Source organism: Pseudomonas sp. MF6751, from assembly GCF_016613265.1.
GTDB lineage: Bacteria > Pseudomonadota > Gammaproteobacteria > Pseudomonadales > Pseudomonadaceae > Aquipseudomonas > Aquipseudomonas fluorescens_BV.
Genome location: NZ_JAENSV010000040.1, coordinates 12,711 through 27,899, shown reverse-complemented (window position 1 = coordinate 27,899; position 15,189 = coordinate 12,711). Strand labels below are relative to the sequence as shown.

Sequence of the window (15,189 nt, the reverse complement as noted above, 5' to 3'; positions counted from 1 at the left end):
GTAGCGGTGATGGAAACCGAGGCACCTGTTTGCCAGACCATCGGCTTTTTGCTGCTGGACCAATTCACCCTGATCTCGCTGTCGTGTGCGGTCGAGCCGCTGCGCATGGCCAACCAATTGGCGGGCGAAGAACTCTACCGTTGGCAAACCCTCAGTCTGGACGGCCAGCCGGTGTGGGCCAGCGATGGCGTGTCGGTGACCCCGGACGCGTGCGCCCAGGACCAGCGCGGCTTCGATGCGGTGATCGTGTGCGGCGGCGTGGGCATTCAACAGGCTATCAGCCCTGCGCTCATCGCCTGGTTGCGCAGCCAGGCGCGCCTGTACTGCAAACGTCTCGGCGCGGTGTGCACCGGCAGTTGGGCACTGGCCCAGGCGGGGTTGCTCGATGGCTTCCAGTGCAGCGTGCATTGGGAGCTGATGGCGTCGATGCAGGAGGCGTTTACCCGCGTCAAGGTCAGCTCCAGCGTATTCACGCTCGATGGCAACCGCTTTACCAGCTCTGGCGGCACTGCGCCGCTGGACATGATGCTGCACCTGATCGGCCGCGATCACGGGCACACGCTGTCGGCGGCGATTTCCCAGATGTTCGTGTACGAGCGCATTCGCAACGAGCGCGACCACCAACGCGTGCCGCTCAAACACCTGCTCGGCACGCAACAGCCCAAGCTGCAAGAAGTGGTCGCCCTGATGGAGTCCAACCTGGAAGAACCCATCGACCTCGACGAACTGGCCGCCTACGTGCACGTGTCCCGCCGCCAGTTGGAGCGCATGTTCCAGAAGCACCTGTACTGCACGCCATCGCGCTATTACCTCAAGCTGCGCCTGACCCGTGCGCGCCAGTTGCTGATGCAGACGCCCATTTCGATTGTCGAGCTGGCGGTGATTTGCGGCTTTGTGTCCACGCCGCATTTTTCCAAGTGCTACCGGGATTTCTTCGGCGTTGCGCCCAGCGATGAGCGCTCGGACATGCGCCTGCATCCGCCGCCTGCGTTAAGGCCAGAGGGGCAATCCCGGGCCCCGCAACAGCCCAGAAATACACTGGAGCAGGCGCGCGACGAGCCGACGTTTGCTACGGTGCAGATTCAAAGGCGATAGGGCTTGGGGCTTGCCCGAATGCCAGTAGGAGCGAGCTTGCTCGCGAAAAACTCACAGGCGCCGCGCTCATTCAGGAAGCACGCGTTATCGTTGGCGTTTTTCGCGAGCAAGCTCGCTCCTACAGAGGACAATAAGCCTCAGCGCTCAAATCCACTGGTCATTCAACGCGGTGCGCTCACCGCCTTCATGCCCGGTATTCAAAATGCCCCGTGGCTCAATCATCATCAGCTTGGCCTCTCCCTCGGCCGCCGTCCTGTGCTCAATGCCACGCGGCACCACATACAACTCACCCGGCTTCACATACACCGGGCCATCCGGCAGGTCGATACGCAGCGTGCCTTCAAGCACCAGGAACGCTTCATCGGTTTCGGGGTGCGAATGCCAAATGAATTCGCCCTCGATGCGCACCACCTTGAACTGGTAGTCGTTCATTTCGGCGACTACCCTTGGGCTCCATTGTTGATTGATGAGCGAGGCTTTGTGCGCGAGGTTTATCGGTTGGGCGGGTTGCTGTAGGTGAGTCATGCTGAGCCTTCCTGTCGGTGAGAAGGCCAGACTATCCGGGCCGACAGGTCATAGGCTTGTACGATCCTGCAACGCTTCCACTCCTACACCCCCGCATTCCCCATGGGAATGCAGCACATAAAATTAATGCATTTTTCTTACTGCCACGGTTAACGTAATTTCCTTCAAGGCCACGGAGAACCGCCTTGAACTCATCCAAACCCAACCCTGTTGAAAAATTCGATACCTCAAGAGCCAACGAGTACGCACGACAAAGCCGTATCGCGCTGGCGGGCTATGACGCGTGCCAGGATCTGGCAGCCTGCATGCTCGCGGCGAGCCTTGGCGATGCCCCTTCGGCCAAGGTACTTGTGGTCGGCGCCGGCGGTACGGCGCAGGAGATCATCGCCATGGCCAACCTTGAACCGGGCTGGCGCTTCATGGCGGTTGATCCCTCCCAGCCGATGCTGGACGCGGCAAGGCAGCAGTTGGAAGCCAACCACTTGCTTGACAGAACCACCCTGCATCTCGGGACGCTTGAAGACCTGGCAGCAGACGGGTCATACGACGCCGCCACCTTGATCGGTGTGCTCCACCATCTGGAGGGGGATGACGCCAAGGACCGGATGCTGCGATCGATTCGGGCGCACCTGAAACCGGGGGCACCGCTGATCGTCGCGGGCAATCATTACGCGTATGCCAGCCAGCCGTTGCTGCTGGCCGCATGGGGCCAACGCTGGCGTCAGCATGGCGCCACCCCGGACGAAGTGAAGGCCAAGCTCGGCAAAATCCTTCAAGGCGCCGACCCACCCCATTCCGAGGCCGCAGTTCAGAAGCTGTTGCATGACGCTGGCTTCGGCGACGCGATCCGTTTCTTCAGCAGCCTTTTCTGGGGGGCTTGGTTGACGTGCAAAGTGGGGTAGCGATGTTTGCCCTTGCTCGACAACCGGTGGCGCGATTCAGATCGCCCGGAGAGTAGCCAGCCGCCGACGCCAATCGCCGCCATGCCGAAGGTGGCATTCCTCTTCGGAGTCGAAACTGACGCAGCGGCCGATGTTCGGGACGTGCACGTCAGCGTCATCCAGCGCGGCGGTAGTCAGCTCGCGCATACGGGCGTCCGCGCCGGTCTCAAGGGCGCGAGCCTTGCTCGCAACGCTGTCGAACACCCAGATCACCCGCAGGCTTTGGGGAAACGCGTGGTAGTCGACGGTGTGGGTCAACCAGTCGAAGCCCGGAATTTCGACCTTTGCGATCTCGCAGGCGTCGGTCAGGGCCGCGATGAGACGGCGTTCGATACGGGCGTGGTCGCGTGAGGCAGGCGGCATAGAGGAAATCCGTGAATCCTGGGAGTGGGTTGGGGCATCAGGCGATAGGCTGATCAGAGCGGGCGTTATTGAAGCGCGGGGCGCAAGCGTTGCCACTCATGTCCTCGGCAACGATATCCGGGTATCCCCGTTTGTGTTCCATCGCCAACGCGGTGGAGAAGGGTACCGCAATGCAAGTGGCCTGGTCACGGCGCGCCAGCATGGGCGGGCGATCAAGCCGGTAATGTGGGAGCAATCCTGACAGCGCGGCCCTACCTGTGGGCCGCGTCACTTCAGTGCTGGCGCACCCCTCTTGTCATACGCCGCAGTACCTGCTTATCGCCCTGCCTATAGTGCATGACCACCGCCCCGACATGCCCGAGGATAAGCACCAGCATTGTCCAACCCAGCAAGCTATGAAAGTTGCTGCCCAGATCAACCATCCACTGGATTTTTCCCCCCTCGAACCCCTCCATGACCGGCACGCCAAACGCAGAAAAAGCCCGGCCGGAGCCGTACTGGCGGATCATCCCGATCAGCGGGATCAGGAACATCAGTGCATACAGCATGCCGTGCCCGGCGGCGGCGACACGGCTGATGCTGAGTGGGCGCCGGTGTCGGTTCAGCAGACTCCAGCCGGCACGTAGGATCAGCAACACCAGTAATAACAACCCTACGGGTTTGTGAAAGGGCCACAGCCATTTATCCAGCGTTGAGTCTGACGCCAGGTAATGGGTTATGGCTGAGCAATAGATCCACGCAAACAACAAGAACATCAGCCAATGCACTGCTCGGCTTACCGAGTCGTAGTGTTCACGTGACCCAGCAGGGGGTGCGCAAGTCGTCATTGTCGTATCCTTCTGGCGAGTCGCCTTGCGTTCTTTTTCAAGCGCATTGAGGCGACAGATGATAAACGGCCAGACTGAATCTGGCGGTGACCAGATCATATACAAGGAGACACAGGCAGCGGTCGTGTCGAAACATCAAGAAAACATGCATCCCTCAGGGTGTGATCTGGATGCCCAACGGCATGGGCGTAGCCTGTTCAAATCCACCGAGCATTTTCAGCCGTACGCTCCCCACCTTCATGCCCGGTATTCAAAATGCCCCGTGGCGAGCCTTTGAGCACCAGGAATGCTTCGGGCGCGTGTTCGTTCTTGCGCAGGGCGTGGAACGATCAAAAGCTGTGGCGAGGGAGCTTGCTCCCGTGACGGTCTAAAGCTGACGCGTTTATGGTCGATAACCCGTATGAACCCGCTAATCAAGGACCGATTAAATGGCACTTTCCGTTAGCCCTGCCTATATTCCACCGGCCAATCTCAACCTCACGCCTTCTGAGCAGAAGCTCGTACTCCAGGCGTCGACGGACCCCGCCAAGCAAGCCCTGGCAAACGCCGGCCCCGCGGCCATTTACCATCCCAGTGAAGCGGCGACAACCACGGCACAAGCCCCGGAGGCCGTTGATACCTGGGTCGGTCGCTCCGAATCGCCGCACTTTCCTCGCTTCGTCGACCTGTTCAATGGCGCGCAAAGTGCGCTGAAAGCTTCCTTCCAGACATTCGAAGCGAACCTGGCAACCACTGCGCCCGACCTGGCCAGCACCGGGTACGGTTTTACCGTTGAGGCTGACGGCCGGCTGAAAGTGCTCGATACGGCTGGCCAGCTCAGCCGTGAGGCGACCGAGAGGCTGACGGTTCTGCTCAATCAATCCGTTGAGCTGAAGGCCACAGCCGTGGCCTACCGCAACGCCGCCATCGACATGGTAGACGCAGGTTCACCCTGGTCGGGAAGCACCCTGGGCTACTACAGCCTGACCAATGAAAACTTCGCCAGCACTATTGATCTGGCGCCCTTGTTCAGAACGCATGACCCGTCGGATATTAAAGCGGGCAGGAACCAGTTTTTCATAAACCAATTGTCTTCCAACGGCGAGCGCGCGACGCAAGAGACTGAGCGGGCGATGTTGGAGCGGCGTGCTGCCCAGGGGTTCAGCACCCAGGCTTGATTGGCGCAACCTGCGACTGTCTCGGTGGCAGGGGGCGCGCTTATTGTTCAGGGTTGATCAACGATCTCAACGTATGGTCCTCCCAAACGCCAGCAATCTTCAGATAGGCTCGCGCATGTCCTTCTTTTTCAAACCCCAGCGACTCCAGAAGGCGTTCACTTCGCACATTGCGGGGTAAATGATTGGCCATGATCCGGTGAAGACCCAACTGCTCAAAACAGTTTTGGTTAGTGACCTGAAGTGTTTTTTTCATCAGGCCGCGACCCTGGGCAGATTCCGCCAGCGAGAAGCCGAGATGACAGGCCTGAAAAACGCCCCTTACAATGTTCGTGTAGTTACACCGCGCTAGGACCTCTCCGCTCTCGGGTTCAAGCAAGAGGAAACACAGAGCGTTGCCAGCGTGCATATTGTTGACCTGCTGCTCGACTCTGGCCTTGGCGTTGCCGGTGGTGAAGTATTCCTCATCCCTGAGCGGCTCCCAGGGTTGCAGATGCCTGCGGTTGACGCGTTCGTAACGGCTGACCCTCTCGAAATCGTCACGTGACAAAGGCCGAAGGCAATAGCCCTCAACGCAATACTCCATAAACCCCTCCAGATTGATCAATGGCCCCATCTGACTGCCTAGCCGCAAAGAATAGCGCCGCTGCGCGTAAAGCGACCCCTTTCATGGCAAACAGGTCTACCATGCCTGCCCCGGCAGTGGTTTCACTCGCTCCCGAACTCAATTTTTCAAGGTAGCGATAATGTCCATCGACCAGATCTCCCTCCCCAAAGGCGTCGGCCCCCACGCCGCCAAGCTGCTTGACGCTATTACTGGCGCCTCCACCCATGAAGAACTCAACCGTGCTGGCGGTAAAGCCGAGGGTTTTGTGTTGGGTTTGGAGGCCACCAAGGCGATCAAAAGCCAAATTGCAGAGTCTCTGTATGTGGCGTATGACGACGCGGCGAGCAATCGGGCTGGTGAACTGAAGGGCTAGTCCACGTCAGCCCATGGTTCCGGAATGAGCGCCAATCGCCGGAATAGGCTGACGAACATAATAATTGTCGAATTCACTGCTTTCGATGAACTGGAAGCCATGGCGGGTATAAAAGCGATTCGAAGCGCTTTCTTTGAGAGCCCCCACTTTGATAGGCAGCGCAGCTGCATCGGCCTCTTTGAAAATCTGAGAGAGAACTGCAGACCCTACCCCTGAACCTTGCGCGCTCGGCCTTATATACAAATGGTCGAGCAAGAGTTCATTGGGGTGATGTTTCACCACTACGAAACCCACCCTCTCTCCAGACGCCTCGATATAGCGTGTGTCGCGAGCTTCAAAGCCGCCAAGAAACCGCTCCCGCGCACGCACTGGGTCAAATCGCCCAACACGCTCCAGACTTTCGCGCATGGCCTCGATTCGAATGGCTACCAGATTATCCAAGTCGCTTTGTTGAACCGGGACCAAAATGACGGGGGAATTTTGATTGGGTGCGACGGGCATATTGTGTGCTCCAACTACCATCCTGGGAAGCCAGTATAGAGAGCCTGATAGTGATGAAGCGACCCGCATGGTAGGTTCACGATATACATGGAGTAACGGTCCCCAGGAAGGAAATTGAGATGCCAGTGGACACCCACGCGATCCGCATTCTCTCGCAACGCCTTTGCATCGAGCCCTTCTGCGAGCAGGACGCTGTTGAGTCCTTCGCTTGTATCACTCCGGCACTGACTCGCTACATGTCCTGGGAACCGCTTGCCTCGCTGGAAGAGTACGCGCAAGTCTGGGGGCGGTGGCTGCCTGCGATAGCGGATGGCAGCGACATCGTGTTCACGATCAGGGAGCGGGTAGGTGCTCGTTTTGCCGGCTTGGTCGGGCTGCACCATACCGGCAGTGAAACACCGGAGTTGGGTATCTGGATTCGTGAAGATAAACATGGGTTGGGGTTTGGTGGTGAAGCGGTGCGGGCGGTTGTTCAGTGGGCTAGCCAGTGGGTGGCGGCAGAGAGCTTCATCTATCCAGTTGCGACGCAGAATCGTGCGAGTCGACGTATTGCTGAAGCTTTGGGGGGAGTTGTCATCGAGAGGCGGATGGCGGAGAAATATGATTCGGTTGTGTACTGGATAGCGGTGGTTTGACTCCGGGTATCAGGTTGGCCGGATGCTGACCTTCACGAGCGGCAGAAATCGGCCAAGGGCAGACTGCCTGCTCTATAAATAAATGTGTCCCCTTTTCGGGCAAAGTATTGGGCGAATGGAGATGAGGTCGGTGTGTAGTTGGTGAACCGGCAGTGATAATTTCAGATAGCCATTATGGATAGGTATCGCTACGCTCAACCTGTCTTACGGACTCACAACCCAACCTAGACGAAAGCTGATAGCTCCCTCACAAAAATCCACGCATGGAAACCATATGTCAGAGCTTTTAGGAAACCCATCATCCAGAGCTATTGGAAGCGTTTACAAAGAGAATAAAAGATTTGTTGTAATTGGTTTGACGGGAAGAACTGGTTCAGGATGCTCTACATCAGCGGAAATTCTTTGTAGTGCCTCGATTGAGCTTCCAGAGAATGCTTATTCTGGAATTACAAATAATGAGCTAAGAAAACATCGAATAATCAAAAAGTTTATTGAGTGCCGATGGCAGTCGTTTCAGTGTCTTCAAGTTAGAACGGTCATAACTAGATACATTCTCGCACTTAATTTTTCAGAGTTTTGCCGCTTTATTTCCGAAGTGATGTCTAGGGATATACATAAAGCTTCGGAAGCCATGAGAGTAATAAAAGAAGAATACGATGATCTTCATATCGAAATATCTGAGTATCTTAGGAGTCCTGAAAGCACACTTGATGAAATAGAAGCTAAGCAAGAATTTGCTTTCGATTTTTACTTCAAAAGATTGCCAGTTTTCTCAAACAAAATACGAGAGGCCCTAAAAAATATTTCGATAGATGCATACACAAAAATATACCAGAGTGCAGGTGACAATATTCGAGCATCAGGGCAGGTAAATAGCTCTAAATTTGATGACTCAAAAGTCTTTCATTTTCCCAAAACTATAAACAAAATAATAAAGTCCGCACACCATGTAGCCCGAAAAAACGATGAGTCCTGCTTCATTGTGATTGACGCAATCAGAAATCCATACGAAGCAATATTTTTTAAAGAACGTTACGCAGGGTTTTATCTGGTATCAATAAACACAGAAAATGAAAACAGACTAGCCCACCTCCGTAGTACACACAAATTTTCTGAATTCCAAATAAAAGAGCTTGATGAAAAAGAGTACCCAAGCAAACTTTCTGGGTATAGCAAATTCATCTCGCAAAACATACAAAAATGCATAGAAATATCAGACATACACATACACAATCCTAGAAAAGAACAGTTCAATAACGTTGAGCTTAAATGCCAGCTTGCCTGGTATGTTTCTTTAATACAGCACCCAGGGTTGGTAATGCCAACATCTTTAGAAAGCTGCATGCAAATTGCTTACACGGTGAAGCAAAGTTCTGGCTGCATATCAAGGCAGGTGGGGGCAGCAGTAACTGACGAGGAATTTTCTGTCAAATCAGTTGGATGGAACAATACGCCACAAGGGCAAGTACCATGCCTTCTCAGAAATGCAGAAGACTTACTCCTTGGGCAGGATACTTATGCATACAGCGAGTATGAAAGAAATGATAGTAAATTTAGGGAGGTTTTACATGGGAAATTTGACAAGCTAAGAAAATCACCGCTACTGGAAGGTCGCAATTTGTCTTTTTGCTTCAAAGACATGCAAAATGAAATAGACGGTGAAAAAAACCAAGTTCACACACGCTCACTACACGCAGAAGAAAATGCATTCCTTCAGATTTCAAAGCATGGCGGAATGAAGCTTAGAAACGGGATACTATTTACTACAGCCAGTCCATGCGAACTCTGCTCCAAGAAAGCCTACCAACTTGGAATCAGCAGAATTGTATTTATTGACCCATATCCTGGAATTGCTACTCGCCATACTTTACTAGTAGGAGACAAAAGTCCAGAATTACAACTTTACAGGGGCGCAGTTGGCAGAGCATACCACCAGCTTTACCAGCCAATAATGCCCTACAAAGATGAGCTTGAAACCCTGCTATCAATTCCCAGCAACGCAAACAAAAAAGCTGTTCGGACAAAGATGCTAGAAAAAGAAAACCAAGAGTTACGAGAGGAGCTTGAGAGACTAAAAATCCAACTAGATAGCCTTAGTAAATAACAATCCCCATATAACCATGATTGAGATGGGGCGAGGCGGTAAGTAATGGTAAAGACCGAAGGAGGGCGGATATTGTTAATATGCGGGCAGTCCGCTTTTGGCCGATTTCTGCCTGTCATGAGGGGCAGAAAACGACCCAAGCCGATATCTGAATCGCTCGCATAACATCGTCAACGTTTGAGACGAAATCTCTTGTTTAAACTAGACTGGCCGATAACGGACCAGAAGGCAGACGTTGATGCTTTACCGCTTTGGTCCTCAGAGATTTTCTGACCAGGCCACATTACCGATGAGCATTGTGGTGATGGGGCTGCGACTGGGAGAAAAATCATCGGTGAGCTGGCCTGACTCCCGCAGATCCAAAAAATCGTTTTGATGAATCTTTTCTTTCTGCGGCGGGTATAACTTCAGCGCAGCAGCGAAAACCATCGATTTGCCACCAGTTTCTCCATCTGCCTTGCAAGCGTCACCACGGTGCTGTACAGCCAACTTGGCTCGACCTTGTTTGACGTGCCCAGCGTTCTCGCCGATTAGGTCCAGCGAACTGCGCATGTTCTTGCCAACGTCACTTGATCCGCGCTGCTCGACCCAAAGCACAACCTCCATAAGCGGAAGGGGGACGGATTTATTTCTAGGATAATAAATCTGTCCCCTTTTCGCCGTCCCCTTTTCGCCTTAATAAGGACGTTCCGGACTCGATCGGGCGACAACCCGCATCGACTGAGTAGGCTGGGGAGTGCGCCACGGCGCAATAGGTTCATGCTCCGCCTCAGTCGTCTGGATTCCTCGCTTGGAGCCGCTCATACTGGCGTCCCGAAAAAAGCGTAGGCGAGGTCAATGAAAACAGTTCTAAGGATGGCACTGATAGTAATGCTGGTCGCGGCGATCTTTACGGCGCTCGGCTTCGCCGAAAATAACTACATGCTGAGTTTTGGCCTGTTTCTGGCCGTGCTCTCAGGCTTAGTCACCATCGCCTTAGCTGCCACGGCGAAGATTCAAGCTGTACGCGCGATCTTTGTGCCCACACCCGCGGTCGTTGAGAACAAGTCGTTCTCCTTCAGCAACACCACGGCAATACAGAATTACCCTAGCGAGGAGCACCGTGAATTGGCTTCGCTACGCCAGGACCTAAGAACGCTCCAAGATAAGCATGATAGCGCCGCATTTGAGCTTGCCACGCTGAAAACGCATATGCGCCTATGCTTCGATAACATTCGCTACCATGAGGAAATTACACTTCCCTACGCACTGGCAGGTCAGGTCGGGACAATGATCGTTGCAACAATGCTGACGCTAGTCGGAACCTCGTTGTGTGCGTTCCCCGATTGCGCATACATGCTAGCGAAGGCCGTTAATTCACTATTCTTTACGGGCTGGCAGCACGTCGGTCATTGACTTGCAGGCTGAACGCCTCACTACAGCGTTCTGACTCACTCTGGAGATGCCGGCCTGTGACACAGTACGGCACCAATTCGGGGATACGGACCCAGTGAAACGCTAGGTCAACTACTGGCCGAAAGTCGTTAGACGTGACCGGCTGAAACTGGGCAATTGCCGCCTGTCGCGAGAGGCAGCAACCGGCCAAAAGCAGTCATTCAATGCTCTACAAAATCAGGCGCGATTCAGAAGGGTAATGTAGATGTACAGGAGGTACACTCCGCTGCTCAAAAATTTAGGATCATCAGATGGACTTTTGGATTCTTCTTGGCGCAGTGGGTTCAGTGGCATCGATCATTGCTCTTCTGCTTCCTTTGCAATCTCGGTTTCAAAAGCTGGTCCACGTCGCCTACGGGATCGCTATCGCCGGATTTTCTATTGTGGCAATGTGGTACTGGCTGCAAAATGCTCGGATTCACAGCGTTGAGCGTGCTGCGACTACCCTTCTTGCCGGTGTGAGGATGGATTACACCAGCCTGGGTTTTACGCAGGCCGCTCTGGCGTTCTTAGAGAAGAACAAAGATCTCTATCCAGATGCGTACGCGAGAGCTCAAAAAATGTGTGAGCACAGCAATTGCCTCGCACTGTCTAAATCGACGGATGAGGTTAATTTGTCTTATGCCCTCCAAGGACTCATTCGGGGAATCAGTACGCTTGAGGGCGGCTCCTAGCCGGTCGTTCGAGGCGACTGCCGTCGGCAAGCCTCTACTTCACGTTAGGCTTCCTAAAAACCGCAGCAGAAGTCAAAGATGCCATACGCCAATTGCCACATTAGCGACAGATTCTATAGGTTACGGATTGATCGACAGCATTAGTCCACAATTGTACCGTAGGCAATGATCCTGATTTCACGCTAACGCAGCTCTGTTGCGGCCTTTGTTATTAAGCCTTAGCGAGTAGTAGCTGTAACAAAGGCTGGCTTGTGGGTAATAAAAATCATAAGAAAAATTCCCTATGCTAAAATCTGAAACACCATAATAGAGGCGATGAGTTCTGCACCGTATTTCTTAATCACAGAATTATAAAATGCTGGCTCCACATGCTTCGCGAATGCCAGTCGCCCTTTGAGTGCATAAATTTCTTCATCAGACAATTCGCCAAGTGAATGCTTATGAATCAATGATCTGAAGTATCTTTTTCTCTCCCGACCTAGCGATACCTTGTTGTCATTTGTTAGTACAAGCCCTGTGACATGACGATTATTTCCTTTTGATGAAAAAACAGTCTTTTCTGAATTTATTCTTAATGTTGGGTAAGCGATTTCGGCGCAGATCTTATTAACCATATCGAGAAGCCCATACAAAGCACCTCGAGCATTAGTGGTAAATGTAAGGTCGTCCGCATACCGAGTATATCTAACACCTAAGCGAGCACATTCATCGAAAACTTTGCAATCAAATTCATACATCAAGGTGTTCGATATAAAGGGTGATGATGGCGCCCCAATACTAAGTCTGTGCAAAGGTTCTTTCTTTCTAGCCCAGAAAAAAATCTTTTTTACTGCATATGCATCTTCGCGAAAAATACTTCCTCTGTGTCTTTTTATGTGCGAAACAAGGTCGCTCGGGCTTATAGAAGGGAAAAAGTCTGAAAAGTCCAGTTTTAGAAGATATTTGCTATTTAGGTGCGCGATAGCGTTCTCCTTAATACTTACTCCTTCTCTATATGCTGTGGCGCAATCATGGACTGGAAGCCCTTTCAAGTAGCTATCGAGAACCATACGCTGCATCACTTTTAGCACCTCTGTAGGTTGCGCAATAATTCTTACTCCTCGACCGCTCCTTTTAGGGATTGTATATACTTTATATCGATAAGGCGCCGTATTCACGAAGCTAACTAATTCCGTTGTGCTAATCAGTAGCTTGCTTGCCAGTTCTTCTAAAATGAGCATCAGTCCACCTCCTCTGGTAAAATGACTGGCTCGGGAACTGCTTTAGCGTAGGCTGACTTAATGATGTGCATTCTTTTTGTCTCGCCATCATTGGTTGCATAATACTGCTGGGCTGCAAGTTTTACTTTGGTGGGTTCAAATTTACCCGCAAACTCCACCATAACCACGTCGATAGTTGCATAATAATACTCGATATGCCCTCGGCTTGAACTGTCAATTAAGTTGAACTTATCGAGAAGAAAAAGAAGTCTTTTGAGTTTGTCTCTTGTAATGTTAATATCGATAGCCTGAAGATAAGCTTCGATTTCCATAAATTTTAAAGCCCTGAAAACTTTTATTACCTCATAGATTACAAAAGCGATATGCCCCTCATTATCTATATTGAATGCCTCTGAATCATCTCGGTTTGATATCGCACCTAAAATATCCTCTCTCATTTCTTTCAATGAAGTGGAAAGGCTTCCTGCAAGATCGTCATTATTCCATGGATATGAGCAGACGCTACTTTCCTTTACGCCTTGTAGATATCTTAGTGGCCCAAGCCTTATGAAAGAGTTCTCTTCATAATGATCTTGTCTTACAAAAACCAATATTTTATTTTTGAGCGCTTTGTTTTTTACAAATAGTCCAAGTTCAGCTAGCGCACCTGGGCTTTCGAGAATTATAACTATTAGAGACGATATGTGAGCTATGTCACTCTCAAAGGCCAAGAGATCTTTGTAAACAGCATCATGAATCCAGTCTTTAAAGTCTTCAGCAAGAGTAATACTGTCCGCGAGATGACATTGGGCTTTATGCAAGTACTCAACAAGCGCCCCTCTAACAGAAGTCGGCGCAGGCGATTTAACGTCGACCTGGCCGCCGCAGAGAAAAAGTATTGGATGAGTCAGGATGACACGGGAATTTTTGAGAGAAATATATGCTAGTGACTCGAGCCTCTTATCATCGAATTTCAAAGTCACTTTAGTCAATCCTAGTCCATGGCACTTGTTTGCGTCTCCAGGAGGTTCTCTTTACCAAAGATATAGCGGCGAAGGCTCGCGTGGGCTTTGCGAGGAGTGCGAGGTACGAGTGCGACGAGTGAAGCCCACGCGAGCCTTCGTCGCAACTAATACCGTTCAATAAATTAGAGTCTGGCTATACACCGGACTAGAGCTCGAAAGCTCCTAAAACGCGTAAAGAGGACGCCATCTTATTAGGGTGCGAGCTTTTGTCAAGCTTACTTTTCGGTTGATCCATCGGCCTGTCCAATGAGTCTTGACGAGGTTCTAAGCACATTTTCCACGGGGCGGCACGTACAGCCCGTTCCAAGCTATAACGAACGCAGAAACATGTCCATGACGTCTGCAGCGTCTTGGCAAACATACTCCGACTCACGTCATCAGATTGCCTGACAGGTACGGACGAGACGGTCACTCATGAACGACTGCTATTGGCCGAAAGCAGTCGCCGCTCTCGTCATCGCAGAGGGCTTTGTGCCGAGGCTGAATCCACCAAAGCCATCAAGCGCCAAATCGCCGAGTCGTTGTATCTGGCTTACAACGACGCGGCGAGTCATCGGGCTAATCAGTTGAAGAGCTAATCATCACCCAGGGCAGGGCACTTCGCGGTCCAGGAGTCTGGCGGTGAGGAGTACACCCAGTTCGCTCAGTTGGTGGATGGCGAGGGCGATGTCGCGGTGTTTGCCGTTGAGGTCTTCGGACAGGTCGAGCAGCAGGGTGCTGACGCTGGTGAAGGTTTCGTAGCTGTTGGTGATGAGGGTTTCGTTGCTGGCGTTGGGGGCGACGGTGAAGAGCGTGGTTGAGTCTGGTTTGAGCATGTTTGAATTCCTGTTTAGGGCCATCATCCTTTAGCTACTAAACATAAGGGTGGCGGCTGTGCGCAGGTTAGTAGACCGGGGAATCCAAACAAAGCCGGCGCACCCGAAGGTGCCCTGCGCACAGCCACCATCAAACACAGACGCAATGTCTGATCGATGAAGCTTGTGCACGTTGTCTGGATTAACCTTCAGGCTACTAAACCCGATCACTGAACAATTCAGCGACCGAGCCACCTTAGAGACGGCCACCTCAGCGCACAAGCCGGCGGATTCTGACGCAGGCGTAGGCAATGGAGCAAGGTGCAGCAGGGGAATCGGATTTTGCCTTCAGGCGCTGCGTTATCGTTTGGGGTTTTCGCGAGCAAGCTCGCTCCTACAGGCGTGTTCGTCACCTCAGACGAAATTGTTAGCATTGAACGCGTTTCATATTGGAGGCAGGGATGGATGAAACGATATGAGGTTCAACGGATCACCCACCTTCCGCGCGAGATACAAGCGCTGGAAAAGGAAGCCGTTGGCGAGGGTTTCAGGTTCCTCACGCGTCTGATTAACGAATGGCACTTTGGAGCAAACCGCTTTGATGCACCAGGCGAGTGTCTGATGGAGGCCTATTTGAATCAGCAACTGATAGGCATCGGCGGTCTTTCAGTTGATCCCTATGCTGACAATAATGTGGCCAGACTGCGACGGGTGTACATCGCGCCTTCGTCAAGGGGGCAACGCGTCGGACAGATGCTGGTAAAGGCGCTTGTTGAACGTGCAGCTCTCAGGTTTCAGGTCGTGCGTCTTTTCACGGATACGGCTGAAGGAAGCGCCTTTTATGAGCGCTGTGGCTTCAAGCGGACAGATGAGGCTCAGGCGACTCATATCATGCTGCTTGGCGGTTTCTGAAGCGATGGCTGCAATGGCAATGGCTC

Annotated in this window: 20 protein-coding genes; 10 read left to right on the top strand and 10 right to left on the bottom strand. The window is 52.3% G+C overall.

Translation table 11 applies throughout. The features are described from left to right. The first annotated feature begins 9 nt into the window (after positions 1 to 9). Positions 10 to 1,095 (top strand): GlxA family transcriptional regulator, encoded by a 1,086-nt coding sequence (locus JJD66_RS22840; protein WP_054896289.1) that lies wholly within the window; start codon positions 10 to 12, stop codon positions 1,093 to 1,095. Positions 1,096 to 1,239: 144 nt separating this feature from the next. Here JJD66_RS22840 and JJD66_RS22835 read toward each other — a convergent pair whose 3' ends face one another. Next, a complete protein-coding gene (locus JJD66_RS22835; protein WP_200649099.1) occupies positions 1,240 to 1,620 on the bottom strand; it encodes a cupin domain-containing protein in 381 nt (126 codons plus the stop codon). Between the two features lie 185 nt (positions 1,621 to 1,805). On the opposite strand from JJD66_RS22835, the gene JJD66_RS22830 reads away from it, so the two are divergent. Next, entirely contained in the window at positions 1,806 to 2,522 is a 717-nt protein-coding gene (locus tag JJD66_RS22830) for a class I SAM-dependent methyltransferase (protein WP_200649098.1), read from the top strand. 36 nt (positions 2,523 to 2,558) lie between these two features. Here the strand turns inward: JJD66_RS22830 and JJD66_RS22825 are convergent, their stop codons facing one another. The 3 genes from JJD66_RS22825 to JJD66_RS22815 all read right to left on the bottom strand — a co-directional run bounded on the left by JJD66_RS22825 (position 2,559) and on the right by JJD66_RS22815 (position 3,751). Further along, a complete protein-coding gene (locus JJD66_RS22825) occupies positions 2,559 to 2,924 on the bottom strand; it encodes a hypothetical protein (RefSeq protein ID WP_200649097.1) in 366 nt (121 codons plus the stop codon). A gap of 37 nt (positions 2,925 to 2,961) precedes the next feature. Then, positions 2,962 to 3,126 carry a hypothetical protein gene (locus tag JJD66_RS22820; protein WP_169921996.1) on the bottom strand — a complete coding sequence of 55 codons (165 nt, stop codon included), beginning with the start codon at positions 3,124 to 3,126 and terminating at the stop codon, positions 2,962 to 2,964. Positions 3,127 to 3,196: 70 nt separating this feature from the next. Continuing rightward, entirely contained in the window at positions 3,197 to 3,751 is a 555-nt protein-coding gene (locus JJD66_RS22815) for a cytochrome b (protein ID WP_200649096.1), read from the bottom strand. Between the two features lie 428 nt (positions 3,752 to 4,179). Here JJD66_RS22815 and JJD66_RS22810 point away from each other — a divergent pair, with 428 nt between their 5' ends. Then, positions 4,180 to 4,908, top strand: coding sequence for a hypothetical protein (locus JJD66_RS22810; protein WP_200649095.1), 729 nt, complete (start codon positions 4,180 to 4,182; stop codon positions 4,906 to 4,908). A gap of 40 nt (positions 4,909 to 4,948) precedes the next feature. Here the strand turns inward: JJD66_RS22810 and JJD66_RS22805 are convergent, their stop codons facing one another. Then, positions 4,949 to 5,491 carry a GNAT family N-acetyltransferase gene (locus JJD66_RS22805; RefSeq protein WP_200649109.1) on the bottom strand — a complete coding sequence of 181 codons (543 nt, stop codon included), beginning with the start codon at positions 5,489 to 5,491 and terminating at the stop codon, positions 4,949 to 4,951. A gap of 160 nt (positions 5,492 to 5,651) precedes the next feature. On the opposite strand from JJD66_RS22805, the gene JJD66_RS22800 reads away from it, so the two are divergent. Beyond that, positions 5,652 to 5,885, top strand: coding sequence for a hypothetical protein (locus tag JJD66_RS22800; protein ID WP_003192651.1), 234 nt, complete (start codon positions 5,652 to 5,654; stop codon positions 5,883 to 5,885). 6 nt (positions 5,886 to 5,891) lie between these two features. On the opposite strand, the gene JJD66_RS22795 is transcribed toward JJD66_RS22800, so the two are convergent. Next, positions 5,892 to 6,386, bottom strand: a complete 495-nt coding sequence (locus JJD66_RS22795; protein ID WP_200649094.1) for a GNAT family N-acetyltransferase — start codon at positions 6,384 to 6,386, stop codon at positions 5,892 to 5,894. Between the two features lie 119 nt (positions 6,387 to 6,505). Between JJD66_RS22795 and JJD66_RS22790 the strand changes: the two genes are divergently transcribed. Both JJD66_RS22790 and JJD66_RS22785 read left to right on the top strand, forming a co-directional pair. Further along, positions 6,506 to 7,021, top strand: a complete 516-nt coding sequence (locus JJD66_RS22790) for a GNAT family N-acetyltransferase (RefSeq protein ID WP_200649093.1) — start codon at positions 6,506 to 6,508, stop codon at positions 7,019 to 7,021. 274 nt (positions 7,022 to 7,295) lie between these two features. Next, positions 7,296 to 9,125 (top strand): hypothetical protein, encoded by a 1,830-nt coding sequence (locus tag JJD66_RS22785; protein WP_200649092.1) that lies wholly within the window; start codon positions 7,296 to 7,298, stop codon positions 9,123 to 9,125. A gap of 258 nt (positions 9,126 to 9,383) precedes the next feature. On the opposite strand, the gene JJD66_RS22780 is transcribed toward JJD66_RS22785, so the two are convergent. Beyond that, the gene (locus JJD66_RS22780) at positions 9,384 to 9,677 is read right to left on the bottom strand and encodes a hypothetical protein (protein ID WP_200649091.1); all 294 of its coding nucleotides are present in this window, start codon (positions 9,675 to 9,677) and stop codon (positions 9,384 to 9,386) included. Positions 9,678 to 9,962: 285 nt separating this feature from the next. Between JJD66_RS22780 and JJD66_RS22775 the strand changes: the two genes are divergently transcribed. Continuing rightward, positions 9,963 to 10,520, top strand: a complete 558-nt coding sequence (locus tag JJD66_RS22775) for a hypothetical protein (protein ID WP_069558284.1) — start codon at positions 9,963 to 9,965, stop codon at positions 10,518 to 10,520. Between the two features lie 290 nt (positions 10,521 to 10,810). After that, complete coding sequence (locus JJD66_RS22770; RefSeq protein ID WP_200649090.1) at positions 10,811 to 11,233, top strand: hypothetical protein; 423 nt, start codon at positions 10,811 to 10,813, stop codon at positions 11,231 to 11,233. A 281-nt stretch (positions 11,234 to 11,514) separates the two neighbouring features. Here JJD66_RS22770 and JJD66_RS22765 read toward each other — a convergent pair whose 3' ends face one another. Both JJD66_RS22765 and JJD66_RS22760 read right to left on the bottom strand, forming a co-directional pair. Further along, positions 11,515 to 12,453 carry a retron St85 family RNA-directed DNA polymerase gene (locus tag JJD66_RS22765; RefSeq protein ID WP_200649089.1) on the bottom strand — a complete coding sequence of 313 codons (939 nt, stop codon included), beginning with the start codon at positions 12,451 to 12,453 and terminating at the stop codon, positions 11,515 to 11,517. After that, a complete protein-coding gene (locus JJD66_RS22760; protein ID WP_200649088.1) occupies positions 12,453 to 13,415 on the bottom strand; it encodes a retron St85 family effector protein in 963 nt (320 codons plus the stop codon). The genes JJD66_RS22765 and JJD66_RS22760 overlap by 1 nt, the downstream gene beginning before the upstream one ends. A gap of 392 nt (positions 13,416 to 13,807) precedes the next feature. Here JJD66_RS22760 and JJD66_RS28545 point away from each other — a divergent pair, with 392 nt between their 5' ends. Continuing rightward, positions 13,808 to 14,035 carry a hypothetical protein gene (locus JJD66_RS28545; protein WP_442800182.1) on the top strand — a complete coding sequence of 76 codons (228 nt, stop codon included), beginning with the start codon at positions 13,808 to 13,810 and terminating at the stop codon, positions 14,033 to 14,035. 3 nt (positions 14,036 to 14,038) lie between these two features. Here JJD66_RS28545 and JJD66_RS22755 read toward each other — a convergent pair whose 3' ends face one another. After that, positions 14,039 to 14,272 carry a DUF6124 family protein gene (locus JJD66_RS22755; protein ID WP_169912643.1) on the bottom strand — a complete coding sequence of 78 codons (234 nt, stop codon included), beginning with the start codon at positions 14,270 to 14,272 and terminating at the stop codon, positions 14,039 to 14,041. A 444-nt stretch (positions 14,273 to 14,716) separates the two neighbouring features. Here JJD66_RS22755 and JJD66_RS22750 point away from each other — a divergent pair, with 444 nt between their 5' ends. Then, positions 14,717 to 15,163, top strand: coding sequence for a GNAT family N-acetyltransferase (locus tag JJD66_RS22750; protein WP_200649087.1), 447 nt, complete (start codon positions 14,717 to 14,719; stop codon positions 15,161 to 15,163). Positions 15,164 to 15,189: the final 26 nt, after the last annotated feature.

What these genes read in the sequence shown, in the direction of transcription:
- JJD66_RS22775 (WP_069558284.1), top strand. Translation starts at nt 9,963, where the DNA reads ATGAAAACAGTTCTAAGGATGGCACTGATAGTAATGCTGGTCGCGGCG.
- JJD66_RS22770 (WP_200649090.1), top strand. Translation starts at nt 10,811, where the DNA reads ATGGACTTTTGGATTCTTCTTGGCGCAGTGGGTTCAGTGGCATCGATC.
- JJD66_RS22800 (WP_003192651.1), top strand. Translation starts at nt 5,652, where the DNA reads ATGTCCATCGACCAGATCTCCCTCCCCAAAGGCGTCGGCCCCCACGCC.
- JJD66_RS22785 (WP_200649092.1), top strand. Translation starts at nt 7,296, where the DNA reads ATGTCAGAGCTTTTAGGAAACCCATCATCCAGAGCTATTGGAAGCGTT.
- JJD66_RS22805 (WP_200649109.1), bottom strand. Translation starts at nt 5,491, where the DNA reads ATGGAGTATTGCGTTGAGGGCTATTGCCTTCGGCCTTTGTCACGTGAC.
- JJD66_RS22755 (WP_169912643.1), bottom strand. Translation starts at nt 14,272, where the DNA reads ATGCTCAAACCAGACTCAACCACGCTCTTCACCGTCGCCCCCAACGCC.
- JJD66_RS22810 (WP_200649095.1), top strand. Translation starts at nt 4,180, where the DNA reads ATGGCACTTTCCGTTAGCCCTGCCTATATTCCACCGGCCAATCTCAAC.
- JJD66_RS22825 (WP_200649097.1), bottom strand. Translation starts at nt 2,924, where the DNA reads ATGCCGCCTGCCTCACGCGACCACGCCCGTATCGAACGCCGTCTCATC.
- JJD66_RS22765 (WP_200649089.1), bottom strand. Translation starts at nt 12,453, where the DNA reads ATGCTCATTTTAGAAGAACTGGCAAGCAAGCTACTGATTAGCACAACG.
- JJD66_RS22840 (WP_054896289.1), top strand. Translation starts at nt 10, where the DNA reads ATGGAAACCGAGGCACCTGTTTGCCAGACCATCGGCTTTTTGCTGCTG.
- JJD66_RS22780 (WP_200649091.1), bottom strand. Translation starts at nt 9,677, where the DNA reads ATGCGCAGTTCGCTGGACCTAATCGGCGAGAACGCTGGGCACGTCAAA.
- JJD66_RS22815 (WP_200649096.1), bottom strand. Translation starts at nt 3,751, where the DNA reads ATGACGACTTGCGCACCCCCTGCTGGGTCACGTGAACACTACGACTCG.
- JJD66_RS22750 (WP_200649087.1), top strand. Translation starts at nt 14,717, where the DNA reads ATGAAACGATATGAGGTTCAACGGATCACCCACCTTCCGCGCGAGATA.
- JJD66_RS22835 (WP_200649099.1), bottom strand. Translation starts at nt 1,620, where the DNA reads ATGACTCACCTACAGCAACCCGCCCAACCGATAAACCTCGCGCACAAA.
- JJD66_RS22790 (WP_200649093.1), top strand. Translation starts at nt 6,506, where the DNA reads ATGCCAGTGGACACCCACGCGATCCGCATTCTCTCGCAACGCCTTTGC.
- JJD66_RS22795 (WP_200649094.1), bottom strand. Translation starts at nt 6,386, where the DNA reads ATGCCCGTCGCACCCAATCAAAATTCCCCCGTCATTTTGGTCCCGGTT.
- JJD66_RS22820 (WP_169921996.1), bottom strand. Translation starts at nt 3,126, where the DNA reads ATGCTGGCGCGCCGTGACCAGGCCACTTGCATTGCGGTACCCTTCTCC.